This window comes from Actinocrinis sp. (assembly GCF_035946395.1).
Lineage (GTDB): Bacteria > Actinomycetota > Actinomycetes > Streptomycetales > Catenulisporaceae > Actinocrinis.
The window spans coordinates 1-13,038 of sequence record NZ_DASYZI010000382.1 but is presented as its reverse complement, the minus strand read 5'-3'; the positions used below and the strand labels follow the sequence as shown (position 1 = coordinate 13,038).

Sequence of the window (13,038 nt, the reverse complement as noted above, 5' to 3'; positions counted from 1 at the left end):
CGGACCGTGGAGAGGCGGTGCGCGATGACCAGCGAGGTGCGGCCACGCAGCGCGCTCGCGAGCGCCTGCTGAACCGCCGCCTCCGACTCCGAGTCGAGATGCGCGGTCGCCTCGTCCAGGACCACGACGTCGGGCGCCTTGAGCAGCAGCCTGGCGATGGCGATGCGCTGCTTCTCGCCGCCGGAGAGGCGGTAGCCGCGATCGCCCACCACCGTTTCCAGGCCGTCGGGCAGCGCGGCGACCAGATCCCAGATCTGCGCGTCCTTGAGCGCCCTGACCAACTCGTCGTCGGTCGCGTCGGGGCGCGCGTAAAGCAGATTGCTGCGAATGGTGTCGTGGAACATGTGCGCGTCCTGAGTCACGACGCCGATGCGGTCTCTCAGGGAGCTCAGTCGCGCCTGCCGCACGTCGAGGCCGCCGATGCGCACGGCGCCCGCGGTGACGTCGTAGAGCCGCGCCGCGAGGGCGGTGATCGTCGTCTTGCCCGCGCCGGACGGGCCGACCAGCGCCGTCATCGTGCCGGGTTCGGCGCGGAACGACAGGTCCCGCAGCACCTGCGCGGAAGGGGCCTGATCGAGCACCGCGACGGATTCGAGCGAGGCGAGGGAGACCTCTGACGCGGTCGGGTAGCGGAACGCGACGTCGTCGAACTCGATGACCGGCGCTCCCGCGGGCACCGGGACCGCGCCAGGGCTCTCGGTGACCATCGGCGGCAGGTCGAGCAGTTCGAAGACCCGGTCGAAGGAGACCAGCGCGGTCATCACGTCCACGCGCACGTTGGCCAGCGCGGTCAGCGGCCCGTAGAGCCGGCCGAGCAGGCCGACCAGCGCGAGCATCGTGCCGAGGGACAGGTGCCCGCCCACCGCCATCCGCCCGCCGATCAGATAGACCATCGCGGTGGCGAGCGCGGCGACGAGCGTGAGCGACGTCATGAACGCGCCGCCGGACACCGCGACGCGCACGCCGATCGCGCGCACGCGGTCCACTTTCGCGGCATACAGGGCGTCGTCGTCCTCGGGGCGCCCGAAGAGCTTGGCGAGCAGCGCGCCGGAGACGTTGAACCGCTCGGTCATCATCGTCGACATGTCGGCGTTGAGCTGCATCTGTTCACGGGTCATCTGCTGAAGGCGGCGGCCCATCCACTTGGCGGGCAACACGAAGACCGGCAGCAGGACGAGGGCGAACAGCGTGATCTGCCAGGACAGGTAGAACATCGTGACGGCGGTCAGCACCAGCGACACCGCGTTGGACACGACGCTGGAGAGCGTGGAGGTGAACGCGCGCTGCGCGCCGAGCACGTCGCTGTTGAGCCGGGAGACCAGCGCGCCGGTCTGGGTCCGGGTGAAGAACGCGACCGGCATCCGCTGTACGTGCGCGAACACCTTCGTGCGCAGCAGCGCGATCAGGCCCTCGCCGATACGCGAGGACAGGTAGCGGGAGACCAGGCCGACCGCGCCGTCGAGCAGCGCGATGCCCGCCACGATGAGGGCGAGGACGGTGACCAGGCCGGAGTCGTGCTTCAGGATGCCGTCGTCGACGATCCGCTGGGAGAACAGCGGCGGCAGCACGCCGAGGACCGCGTCCACGACGGTGAACGACAGGAACGTCGCGATGACCGTGGCGAACGGACGCGCCAGCGCCCCGATGCGCCGCATCGTGCCCGGCTTGAGTTTCCGGATCGCCTTGGGATCGCGCATATACGAACCCATGGTCCGCATGTCGACGGCCCCGCCGCCCATTCCCATGCCACGCACTGCCGCCACCCGTCCTTTGCCCGCTGGGCCCGAAGAGTTCCTTCACCTTGTGTTCGCGCGCCATTGAACGCAGCACGGTTTTCCGGAATTCCGCCGTCGTTACCATCACCGTCTTGTGGAGGAGCAGACGATTTCCGGAACGGGCGGATTCGAAGTGGTCGAAGGCCTCGCGGCCGAGGATAGCCTCTCTTCGAGCTTGACCGTGGCCGGCGGCGCAGGATCGGCCGACTCGCAGTGGCAGACGAGGCCGCAGTCAAGTTCGAAGAGCCAGGACAACGGCGGTGCGGCACCCACGGGCGTGGTCCCGGAAGGCGACTTGGCACGCAACGCCCTTCCCGTGCGCGTGATGCCGGAGAAAGCGGCCGGATACCGCTCGTTCGTCGCATTGGGCGATTCGTTCACCGAGGGAATGGTCGACAAACTGCCGGACGGTTCACTGCGCGGCTGGGCCGACCTGGTGGCCGCAAGGCTGAGCAGCTTGCATCCCGAGTTCCGCTACGCGAATCTCGCGGTGCGCGGCAGGCTGGTCAAGCAGATCAGCGCCGACCAGGTGCCGATGGCGCTGCGCATGGGCGCCGACCTGGTCTCGCTGGCCACCGGGCTCAACGACGTGGCGCGCCCGGGTTGCGACCTCGACGCGATCGGCAGGTACCTGGAGCAGTGCGTGGCGACACTCACCGCCGCGGGCGTGCGCGTGGTGATGTTCCAGTCGGTCGACTTCAGATACCGGATGCCGTCGCTGCGGCGGTTCGCGCCGCGGGTGATCCGTCTGGGCGAGATGGTCGAGGATCTGCGCGACCGCTACGGCGTGGTGGTCGTCGACCTGTCCGTGGAGCGGATCTTCGACGATCCGCGGTTGTGGGCGCCGGACCGGGTCCATCTGGCCACTGAGGGGCACCGGCGGATCGCCGAGGCGGTGCTCGAATCGCTGGGCTACGAGCCGGCCTTCGACTGGCGCGAGCCGCTGCCGCCGCGCAGGCGGCCGTGGGTGATCGTGCGGATGTACTCGAACGTCGTGTGGACGGTGCGGTTCCTCGCCCCCTGGATCAGGCGCCGGATGACCGGCCGCTCGTCCGGGGACGGCCTGGAGGCGAAGCGCCCGGAACTGACGCCGGTCGACTTCAGCGGCTGGGCGGGCAAGACCGGGCGTACCGCCTGACCTCGTGACACCGCCTCGGACGGTTCGGCTCGACCGATCAGATCAGCCGATCCGCACGGCGAGCACGCGGTCGAGCGCGACGGCGGTGCCGTGCGCTATGGCGCCGGTCAGCACGCCGGCCTCGCCGAGCGGGCTGACCTCGACGCGCGGCGGGTACGGCACGCGCTTGGCCAGTTCGGCGCGCACCGGTTCGAGCAGCAGGTCGGCGTTCAGGCCGATGCCGCCGGCCAGCACGGCCAGTTCCACGTCCGCCACCGCGCAGACCGGGGCGAGATACACCGCGATGCGGCGGGCCTCCTCGGCGACCAGCAGCCCGGCCAGCCGGTCGCCGCGGCGCGCGGCCTCGAAGATCTGCTCCGGGGACGCCGGGACGCGCAGCACGGTCGGCTCGCCGCGGAACTCGATCCAGTCCGCGGCCAGCCGTTCCAGGGCGGGGCCGCAGGGGTCGTACGGGTTGGCGTCCGCGCCGCCTTCGAGCGCGAAGTCGATCTCCCCGGCCGCGCCGTTGCGGCCGCGGTGCAGCCGGCCGCCGAGGACCAGGCCGGCTCCGGTCCCGGTGCCCACGGAGAGCACCGCGAAGTCGTCCACCCGCGCGCCGACCCCGCGCCACTGCTCGCCCAGCGCGGCCAGATGGATGTCGTTCTCCACCAGCACCGGGCCGCTCGGACCGTGCCCAGGGGACGCGATGGCCCCGGCGAGCGCGGCGGCGAGCGGGAAGCCGTCCAGGCCCGGGATAGTTGATCCCTGATACACCCGGCCGGTGGACTGCTCCACCACGCCCGGCGCGGCGGCGACCACGACCTGCTCGGCGTCCCCGGGCACCGACGCGGCGCGCAGCAGCCGCAGACGCATCCGCGCGGCGTGCGCGACGATCTCGGTGATCTCGCACGGGCCGATGTCGGCCTGCTCCCGGCCGCGTTCCTCGCCGTCGAGTGCGGCGATCACCCCGCGCAGGTACCGGCCGCCGATGTCCAGGCCCACCACGAAACCGGCCTCCGGCACCGGTTCGAAGAACAGCGCGCCGTACGTCGGCCCCTCGCCGCCGGGAGCGGTCTCGCGCACCAGACCGCTGTCGAGCAACGCGGCCAGCGCGGCGGAGACGGTGGGCTTGGAGATGCCGACCCGGCGGGAGATCTCCGCGCGCGAGATCGGATGGCCCGAGCGGATCGTCTCGAACACGGTCCGCTCGTTGAGCGCCTTGAGCATGGGCGCGGTCGCGGCCTGGGAGTGGGACGGTTCGCCGGTCATGGCGCCGAATATTACGGGACCCGGCCGGTTGCCCGGCCGGCCGTCCGGTATCGACACCGATTCATCAACGTTCGTCAACGCCGCGCGATCGCGCGGATGCGCCGGACCTGCGCCGAGCGCTCCGCCGCCCGCTGGGCTTCGTAGTCGCGCTCCACCGCGCCCTGGATCAGGGCCTTGGTCTCGATGAGCGCGTCACGGTCGGCGGCCAGCAACTCGTGGACGAATATCTGCGCCTGTAGCGCCAGCTCGGCGGCCGGCACCACCTTGTTCGCCAGGCCGATCCGCTCCGCCTCGGCGGCCTCGATCCACCGGCCGGTCGCGCAGATCTCCAGCGCCCGGCCGTATCCGACCAGTTCCGTCAGCGGCTTGGTGCCGCCGAGGTCCGGGATCAGCCCGAGGCTGATCTCCCGCATCGCGAACTGCGCGTCGTGCGCCACGATGCGCAGGTCGCAGGCCAGCGCGAGCTGGAATCCGGCGCCGATCGCGTGGCCCTGCACCGCGGCGACGGTGATCAGGTCGGGGCGGCGCCACCAGGTGTAAGCCTCCTGGAAGGCCTCGATGGTCAGCTCCGCGTCGGCCGGGTCGCTCGACGCCAGGTCGATCAGCGTCTTGGACGCGCCCTTGCCGCCCGAGGCCTGCTCGGCGACCAGTACCGAGCGGTCGAGTCCCGCGCTGAACGACGGCCCCTCGGCACGCAGCAGCGCGGCGCGCACCGAGCCCGGCAGGGCGCGGCCGATCTCGGCCAGCTGCCACCACATCGCGGGCGTCATGGCGTTGCGCTTGTCCGGGCGGTCGAGCACGACCGTGGCGATCTCGCCCTCCACGACGAGCCGCACGCCGGCCTTGGCCGCGGCGACCTGGCGCTCGGCGGGCCAGAAGTCGTACACGGGTGCGATGGCGGCCGACGCGCCGGTGTCGGCGGAGGCGCCAGTGGACGTGTCGTCGGCGTCGTGGTCCGTCAGCGCTGCCATCAGAGCCTGTCCGCCCCTTGCCAGAGAACTTGTCGAGACGCAACGGACCCTATAGGAGAGTGTCGGGCGCGCACCACGTGCCCTCCCATCCGGCGACCGTCCGGCTGCCACAACAAGCCCCAGCCCCCGGTGTGCCATGCACCGGAGGCCGGGGCCGGTGCGCCGGACTGGTGCTCTGCCTGGCAGCCGCTACGCGGTCTTCGCCTTGCCGCGAGTCGCGCCGCCGCGTCCGCGCAGGACCACACCGGACTCGCTGAGCATCCGGTGCACGAAGCCGTACGAACGGCCGGTCTCCTGGGCCAGGGCGCGGATCGATTCGCCCGACTCGTACTTGCTCTTCAGATCGGTCGCGAGCTGCTCTCGCGCGGCGCCGGTAACGCGGCTGCCCTTCTTGAGAGTCTCGGCCACACGTGCCTCCTATGAGGGGTGCGGGGACGGGTGCCCCGCGGTATTCACTGCGTGATTCGGATCGGTTGTGAAGCGGCGGGAGCCCCGCCCCCGCCGGGAACCGCAGGTGGGAGGACCCACCGTCTACCGCGGTTGTGCGCTCTGACCACCCATGATCACCCCTCGCGCGCAAGTTGACCACCGATTCGGCGAACAAAGTCGCCCGTTATTCCCGGACACCGCGCTGGGTTGGTCCGGTCTTCGGCGGGTTTGCCGGGGTTTGCACCAGCTCCCGTTACCGGACTGTTACCGGCTGCTGCCGACGCGCTGTCGGAACCGCCGGATCCTCTGTTCGATCAGCGTAGTACCAGCGGCGATGCGCGTGGCGCCGCGGGGCCTCAGGCGAGCGCCACCAGGTCGCGGTAGCCCTCGTTCCACAGGTCCTCGACGCCGTCGGGCAGCAGGATGAGCCGTTCGGGTGCCAGCGCGTCCACGGCGCCCTCGTCGTGCGTGACCAGGATGACCGCGCCCTCGTACGAGCGCAGCGCGCCGAGGATCTCCTCGCGGCTGGCCGGGTCGAGGTTGTTGGTCGGCTCGTCGAGCAGCAGCACGTTGGCGCTGGAGACCACCAGCGTGGCCAGCGCCAGCCGGGTCTTCTCGCCGCCGGAGAGCACCCCGACCGGCTTGTCCACGTCGTCGCCGGAGAACAGGAACGAGCCGAGCACCTTGCGCACCTCGACCAGGTCCAGGTCCGGCGCGGACGAGCGCATGTTCTCCAGAACCGTGCGCCCCGGGTCGAGCAGTTCGTGCTCCTGCGCGTAGTAGCCCATCTTCAGGCCGTGTCCGGGCTCGATCTTCCCGGTGTCCGGCTCCTCGACCCCGGCCAGCAGCCGCAGCAGCGTCGTCTTGCCGGCTCCGTTGAGCCCGAGCACGACCACCCGCGAGCCGCGGTCCACCGCGAGGTCCACGTCGGTGAAGACCTCCAGCGAGCCGTACGACTTGGACAGCCCGGCGGCCATCAGCGGGACCTTGCCGCACGGGGCCGGCTGCGGGAAGCGCAGCTTGGCCACCTTGTCGGACTGGCGCACCGCTTCGAGGCCGGAGAGCATCTTCTCGGCGCGGCGCGCCATGTTCTGCGCGGCCACCGTCTTGGTCGCCTTGGCGCGCATCTTGTCGGCCTGCGACATCAGGGCGCCGGCCTTCTTCTCCACGTTGGCCCGCTCGCGCCTGCGCCGCCGCTCGTCGGTCTCGCGCTGGGCGAGGTACGACTTCCAGTCCATGCTGTAGAAGTCGATGGTGGTGCGGTTCGCGTCCAGGTGGAAGACCTTGTTGACGCAGGACTCGACGAGTTTCACGTCGTGCGAGATGACGATGAAGCCGCCCTTGTAGCTCTTCAGGTACTCGCGCAGCCAGACGATCGAGTCGGCGTCGAGGTGGTTGGTCGGCTCGTCGAGCAGCAGCACCTCGTTGTCGCCGAACAGGATCCTGGCCAGCTCGACCCGGCGGCGCTGGCCGCCGGAGAGCGTGTGCAGCGGCTGGCCGAGGACGCGGTCGGGCAGCCCGAGGCTCGCGGCGATGGTCGCCGCCTCGGACTCGGCCGCGTAGCCGCCGTTGGCCAGGAACTCGGCCTCGGCGCTGGCGTACCGGCGCATCGCGCGCTCGTGCTGCGCGGCGTCGGACGAGCCCATCTTCGTCTCAGCCGCGCGCATCCGGCGCACCGTCTCGTCCAGGCCGCGCGCGGACAGGATCCGATCGCGGGCCAGCACGTCCAGATCACCGGTGCGCGGGTCCTGCGGCAGGTAACCGACCGGTCCCGAGCGGGTGATCGTCCCGGCCGCCGGCAGCGTCTCACCGGCGAGGGTCCTGGTCAACGTGGTCTTGCCCGCGCCATTGCGCCCGACCAGGCCGATGCGGTCGCCGGCGCCGAGCCGGAACGAGACAGGTTCGAGCAGCACGCGTGAGCCCGCGCGAAGCTCGACCTGGGAAGCGGAGATCACTGATCCATCTTAAGGGGTGGCCGCACCTGTGATGGGCGGCCGGAGCCGGGGTACGACGCCGCGTCCAGATCTCCCGGCACTCCATCCACTCACGACCCCTGCGCCACCGTAGCACAATCGTGACTCACCGCATCTGCCACACCACTTCCTGTTGATGTAACATCCTGACTCGGGGATGTAATTGCACCAAAACGGGGCCGTGCGGTGGCCCCAGCAAAGGGGGTCAATCTATGGGCTCTCAGTTGTCGGCCTCTTCGCTGCCTCGTCTCAGATCACCGTTCTCGTCGTCCCTGCATGAGCAGGTTGACACGGCGGAGACGGCCACCCTGACGTGGGCGGACCGGTTCGGCCTGGCCCACGATCCGGCAGTGCGTCGCAGGCTGGCCGCGACCCGCAGCGCCCGGCTGGCCGGGCGGGTCAGCCCCCGCGCGACGATGCCGGGCCTGCTGCTCAACACCGACTGGACGACCTGGCTGTTCCTGTTCGACGACACGTTCTGCGACGAGTCCGACTTCGGCCGGCACTCCGTCGACACCATCGGTCTCGCCTCCGACGTGCTGCGCGTGATCGAACGCGGAGACGTCCCCGCGCGGACCGTGAACCCCTTCCTGCCCGCGCTGGCCGACCTGCGCGCGCGGCTGCTGCGGCTGGCCACGCCGGAGCAGTTCGACCGGTTCGCCGCGCAGACCGTCTACTACCTGCTCGCGCTGACCTGGGAGGCGGCGCACCGGGAACAGCGCACGCTGGCCGACCTGCCGGAGTACATCGTCATGCGGCGGCACAGCGGCGCGGTCTTCCCCTGCCTGGCGCTGATCGACATCATCAACGGGTTCGAACTGCCGGTCGGCATGTGGAGTTCTCCGGAACTGCACGCGGTGAACGACGCGGCGGCGGACATCATCTGCTGGGGCAACGACATCCTGTCGTACCCGCGCGAGGTGCGCCGCTCCACTCAGGTGCTCAGCCTGCCCGAGGTGCTGCGCCGGGCCCGGCAGGAGCCGATCGACCAGGCACTGCGCGAGGCGGCGGCGCTGCACGACCGGCGGCTGAACGACTATCAGCAGCTTGAGACGCCGCTGCTGGCCCTCGGCGACCCGCGGGTGGAGCGCTATCTCGGCGACATCAGGGCCTGGATCTCCGGACACCTGGCCTGGTCGGCCGAGACCCGCCGCTACGACTTCGGCATCGCCGCCTGAGCCCTGATACAAACGCGCCTGGGAGTGCGCTGATGCTCTTGGCCGGATCAGCACGATGCCTCCGCGCCCGGATGGCAAGGCGCCGGGCGCCCTCAGGCTGGAGGCCCGTGGGCGCCCGGCAACACAGCCAGCCGGACTGTGCTCGATCAACCGCGTGGGGCCGATTGCGCCCGGCCAAGACCTTCGGTGCCCGCCTCGGGCATGTTTGAGAAGTAAGGTCGGATCAGGGCGCGGTGTCTGGCGCGTGCGATCGCAACGCGGAGGGTCGTGTCCATACTGGCGGTACGGACACGACCCGACAACGCGGCGAGCGTGCACGACAGGCGCCACGACCCCGACCCTACGTCTCAAACACGCCCTAACGCGGCTCGAACGTGAGCGGCACGACTCCGGGGTGCAGCGTCGTGCGCGCGACCGGCCGCACCACGCTGCCGGGGACCGGCTTGACCGTGTACTGCGACGCGATGACGGCCAGCGTCGTCATGATCAGGCTCCAGGCGAAGCCCTCGCCGACGCACACGTGCGGCCCCATCCCGAACGGGAAGTAGTAGGCGCGCAGGACTTCGGGATCGGGCGCGAGCCAGCGGTCCGGGTCGAAGCGGTTCGGGTCCGGATACGCCTGCGGATCGCGGTGCACGCCGTAGAAGTTGAGCAGGACCTGGGCTCGCGTGGGCACCGGCACCCCGGCGATCTCGACCTCCTGAAGCGAGCGGCGGCCGAGCAGCCAACTGGCCGGATAGAGGCGCAGCACCTCGGAGACGACACGCCGGGCCAGCGGCAGCGAACCCAGGTCGTCGACCTGCGGCGTGCGGCCGGCCAGGACGGTGTCGGCCTCCTGCTGCACCGCGCGTTGCAGGTCCAGGTCGCCGGAGAGGATGTGCAGCAGCCAGGCGAGCGTGCCCGCCGAGGTCTCGCTCCCGGCCAGCAGCACGGTCATGACCTCGTCGTGCACCTGCTGGTCGGACATGCCGGTGCCGTCCTCGTCCACGGCGGCCAGCAGCGTGTCGAGCAGTCCGCCGTTCCCGGCGCTGCCCCCGTCGCCGTTGCGCTGTGCGCGGTGGTCGGCGACCATCCGGTCCACGGCCGAGTGCAGCGCGACGTGCGCGCGGTTGAAGCGCAGATTCCCCGGCGTGGGCGTGTGCTCAAGCCGGCCCAGCGGGAGGATGGCCCGCCTGCCGACGCCGGCGAGCACCACCGACAGCGAGGTCAGCACCTCGGCCTGCACCGCGGCGTCGGACGGCAGCGCTCCGTCCTGCGCGACGCCGAGCACGGCGAGGATGATCGCGGTCATCGCCAGGCGCCGCATCTCCCGCCCCGCGTCGATCGTGCGGCCGTCGCGCCACGTGTCAGCCCCCGCAGTCGCGCACTGCGCCATGATGTCGACGTAGCCCCGGACGTGTGCGTGGTCGAATGCCGGGCGCATCAGACGCCGTTGACGGCGGTGTTTGGGCCCTACGGAGGTGCCTATCCCGTCACCGATCAGAGCTCTGAGCGCGTTGATCTGGAAGCCCTTGTCGTAGTACGGCGCGTCTGCGACCAGAATCCGCCGCAATGGCTCTGATCCGTTCACCAGGTATGCCGGTTTAGGGCCCAGGCGCAACAGGACCACGTCGCCGAGGGCATACACACTTTCGAGGAACCCGAGCGGGTCGCGCAGCAGTGATCCCGCGTGCCCCAACAGTGGCCAGGCACCCGGTATCGTCACAGGCTGCCGTGTCGAGCGATGTTGCGAACCGTCCAAGCCGGACAAGGTTGCCTCCCCCCAACATGGTTACCTCCGGTTGCGCTATTCTAACACTCGGTCATTTTTGCGAGGGCGCAAGGGCGCAGTAGGGGCGCGAACCGACAACAAATTTCAGCCAACCTGTGCGATTCTTGGGAAACACCACCCCGTAAAGCCACGGTGCGGCTACCGTATGCACGATGGTGAGCGGTACGCGTGTGCCTGATGTGAGGTATCAGGCTTCCCATTACCCGAGCGCGGGCGAGAGCACGATCGGCGGGAGGAACCGATGACACCGCCTCAACATGAGAACGCTCCGGGGGAATCGGGCGGGCCCGACGAAGTGGCCGAGGAAGTCCAGGGCTCTGAGTTCACCGGAGAAGGCGAAGAGGGCAAGGAAGACGGCGAGGATCAGGACGCTCGGTCGGCCGAGCTCAGGGTCCTGACCTCATGGGGCCCGGCGGCCAGGTCGAGCGGGTTCAGCGCCTCGACGGGCTTCTTCAACTGGCTGCTGCCGTCCGGCGATGTGCTCTGCGACGAGCAGACCTTCCGGCTGCACGGCCTGCCCCCCGACTCGGTGCCGCAGTTCGAGACCTTCCTGGCGCAGGTGCCGCCGGAGGACGTCGAGGACCTGCTGCGCATGCTCCAGCCGCTGCTGTCCACCGTCGGCGACTACCTCTTCGAGTACCGGGTGCGCTGGCCGGACGGCAGCATCCACACGCTTGAGACCCGCGGCCGGGTGGTGCCCGGCACCGAGGGCAGCCCGATGCGGCTGATGGGCGTGATCGCGGACATCAGCGAGCGGCGCGCCGCCGAGGAGGCCGCGCGGACCGAGGCACGTAAGGCGACCCGGATCCAGGCGGTCACCGCGGGCCTGGCCGCCGCCACCACCCTCGACGACGTGCGCAAGGCGGTGAACCGCGCGCTGCCGGCGCTCGGCGCGGACGCGCTGATCATCGCCGACGTCGGCACCCGGATCGAGGTGCTGCTGGCCTGCGGCCGCGGCGACGAGCACCCGCTGCGAGTGGCGGACGACGGCCCGGTGCGCACCGCGATGACCTTCGAATCCGCCCTCTTCTATTCGAGCTCGGCCGACCTGTGTGAGCGGTTCCCGCAGGTCGAGCCGATCGTCAAGGAGTTCGGGCTGGAGGGCTGGGCGTTCCTGCCGCTGACAGGCATCCCGCGGATGCGCGGGGTGTGCCTGCTCGGCTACGAGAACGAGGCGCCGTTCGACGAGTCCGAGCGCGCGATGCTCCTGCTCACGGCGAGCGCCATCGGCCAGGCGGTGCAGCGGGCCACGCTGCACGACACCGAGCACAGCTTCGCGCTGGCGCTGCAAGAGGGCATGCTGCCGCGCTCGCTCAAGTTCGGGCCGGGCGTGCGCGGCGCGTGGCGCTATGAGGCGGCGACCACCGGCATCCAGGTCGGCGGCGACTGGTACGACTCGGTACCGCTCGACGATGGCTCGACGATCCTGATCATCGGGGACGTCGAGGGCCACAACGTGCACGCCGCGGGCATGATGTACCGGCTGCGCACGGCCGTGCGGACCTACGCCGCCGAGAAGCACCCGGTCGGCGAGGTCCTGCACCGCGCGCACGAGTTCGTCGTCGAGATCAACGAAGAGGTCGAATACCCGGTCTTCGCGACCTGCCTGATCATCCGGGTCGACCCGGAGACCCGCACCATCACCGCGAGTCGGGCCGGCCACATACCGCCGCTCGTGGTTCCGCCCGGGAATCCGGCGTACGTGCCGCAGAACGACGTCGGCGTGCCGCTCGGCGTCCCGTCGGACGGGCTCTACCCGGTGTCGCACATGCAGTACGAGCCAGGCACGCGGCTGGTGCTGTGCACCGACGGCCTGCTGGAGAGCATCGACAACGATCTCGACCAGGGACTGCGCCGCACACTGGCCTGCCTGGACAGCACCCGGGACGCCGACCTGGAGGCGCTGGCCGGCCTCCTGCTCGACGCCAACCGGCCGCGCGGCCTCTGGAACGACGACGTCGCGCTACTGCTCGCCCAGCTCTACTGACCCTGATCCGCTGGTCAACCGACCCTGATCCATCATCCGCCGATCCCCCGGCGGCTCCGGCTCGCTCAGCACGCGCAGGCAGCGCCGCCGGCCGGAGCCGTCAACGGGTCCGTCGCCGGATTCCGGCTCCCTCGCGCCGACTCGTACGCGTAGCCCTCGCGGACCCAGTACTCGAATCCGCCGATCATCTCCTTGACCGGATAGCCGAGCCTCGCCAGTTCGAGAGCTGCTTTCGTCGCGCCGTTGCAGCCAGGCCCCCAGCAGTACGTGACGACAGGCATCCCGGCCGGAAGCAGCGTGCCGAGCGTCCCCTCCGCGGCGCGCCGGGCGATCTGCCGGGTCGGCAGGTGCACGGCGCCGGGGATGCGGCCCTGCTCCCAGGACTCGTCCGAGCGCGAGTCGACCAGCGCAAAGACGCGGCCGACCAGCCCGAGTTCCAGATCCGCGTGTACATCGGAGACGTCCGCCTCGAACGACAGACGCGCCGCGAAATGCGTGAGGGCGTCCCGATTCGCCGCGACCGGAGTCGACAACACCGCACTGGACGTCTCTACACCGCCGGCCACCT

10 protein-coding genes are annotated in these 13,038 nt (G+C 70.5%); 3 read left to right on the top strand and 7 right to left on the bottom strand.

The window, feature by feature from the left end:
* Nucleotides 1-1,745 (bottom strand): ABC transporter ATP-binding protein (locus VGS97_RS23810; protein WP_414641812.1); only part of this gene is annotated, 1,745 nt, incomplete at its 3' end.
* A 124-nt stretch (nucleotides 1,746-1,869) separates the two neighbouring features.
* Between VGS97_RS23810 and VGS97_RS23805 the strand changes: the two genes are divergently transcribed.
* Entirely contained in the window at nucleotides 1,870-2,913 is a 1,044-nt protein-coding gene (locus tag VGS97_RS23805; protein WP_326855862.1) for an SGNH/GDSL hydrolase family protein, read from the top strand.
* 42 nt (nucleotides 2,914-2,955) lie between these two features.
* On the opposite strand, the gene VGS97_RS23800 is transcribed toward VGS97_RS23805, so the two are convergent.
* From VGS97_RS23800 to VGS97_RS23785, 4 genes are all read right to left on the bottom strand, one after another.
* A complete protein-coding gene (locus VGS97_RS23800; RefSeq protein ID WP_326855861.1) occupies nucleotides 2,956-4,161 on the bottom strand; it encodes an ROK family transcriptional regulator in 1,206 nt (401 codons plus the stop codon).
* 74 nt (nucleotides 4,162-4,235) lie between these two features.
* Nucleotides 4,236-5,132, bottom strand: coding sequence for an enoyl-CoA hydratase/isomerase family protein (locus tag VGS97_RS23795; protein ID WP_326855860.1), 897 nt, complete (start codon nucleotides 5,130-5,132; stop codon nucleotides 4,236-4,238).
* 189 nt (nucleotides 5,133-5,321) lie between these two features.
* Nucleotides 5,322-5,540: a helix-turn-helix domain-containing protein gene (locus tag VGS97_RS23790; protein ID WP_326855859.1), complete on the bottom strand. Its 219-nt coding sequence runs from the start codon at nucleotides 5,538-5,540 to the stop codon at nucleotides 5,322-5,324.
* A 377-nt stretch (nucleotides 5,541-5,917) separates the two neighbouring features.
* The gene (locus tag VGS97_RS23785) at nucleotides 5,918-7,516 is read right to left on the bottom strand and encodes an ABC-F family ATP-binding cassette domain-containing protein (protein WP_326855858.1); all 1,599 of its coding nucleotides are present in this window, start codon (nucleotides 7,514-7,516) and stop codon (nucleotides 5,918-5,920) included.
* Nucleotides 7,517-7,746: 230 nt separating this feature from the next.
* Here VGS97_RS23785 and VGS97_RS23780 point away from each other — a divergent pair, with 230 nt between their 5' ends.
* Complete coding sequence (locus tag VGS97_RS23780) at nucleotides 7,747-8,712, top strand: terpene synthase family protein (protein ID WP_326855857.1); 966 nt, start codon at nucleotides 7,747-7,749, stop codon at nucleotides 8,710-8,712.
* Nucleotides 8,713-9,070: 358 nt separating this feature from the next.
* On the opposite strand, the gene VGS97_RS23775 is transcribed toward VGS97_RS23780, so the two are convergent.
* Nucleotides 9,071-10,417, bottom strand: a complete 1,347-nt coding sequence (locus VGS97_RS23775; RefSeq protein ID WP_326855856.1) for a cytochrome P450 — start codon at nucleotides 10,415-10,417, stop codon at nucleotides 9,071-9,073.
* Nucleotides 10,418-10,724: 307 nt separating this feature from the next.
* On the opposite strand from VGS97_RS23775, the gene VGS97_RS23770 reads away from it, so the two are divergent.
* Nucleotides 10,725-12,470 carry a SpoIIE family protein phosphatase gene (locus VGS97_RS23770; RefSeq protein ID WP_326855855.1) on the top strand — a complete coding sequence of 582 codons (1,746 nt, stop codon included), beginning with the start codon at nucleotides 10,725-10,727 and terminating at the stop codon, nucleotides 12,468-12,470.
* Nucleotides 12,471-12,535: 65 nt separating this feature from the next.
* Here VGS97_RS23770 and VGS97_RS23765 read toward each other — a convergent pair whose 3' ends face one another.
* The gene (locus VGS97_RS23765; RefSeq protein WP_349262239.1) at nucleotides 12,536-13,036 is read right to left on the bottom strand and encodes a rhodanese-like domain-containing protein; all 501 of its coding nucleotides are present in this window, start codon (nucleotides 13,034-13,036) and stop codon (nucleotides 12,536-12,538) included.
* Nucleotides 13,037-13,038: the final 2 nt, after the last annotated feature.

What these genes read in the sequence shown, in the direction of transcription:
- VGS97_RS23800 (WP_326855861.1), bottom strand. Translation starts at nt 4,161, where the DNA reads ATGACCGGCGAACCGTCCCACTCCCAGGCCGCGACCGCGCCCATGCTC.
- VGS97_RS23795 (WP_326855860.1), bottom strand. Translation starts at nt 5,132, where the DNA reads ATGGCAGCGCTGACGGACCACGACGCCGACGACACGTCCACTGGCGCC.
- VGS97_RS23780 (WP_326855857.1), top strand. Translation starts at nt 7,747, where the DNA reads ATGGGCTCTCAGTTGTCGGCCTCTTCGCTGCCTCGTCTCAGATCACCG.
- VGS97_RS23770 (WP_326855855.1), top strand. Translation starts at nt 10,725, where the DNA reads ATGACACCGCCTCAACATGAGAACGCTCCGGGGGAATCGGGCGGGCCC.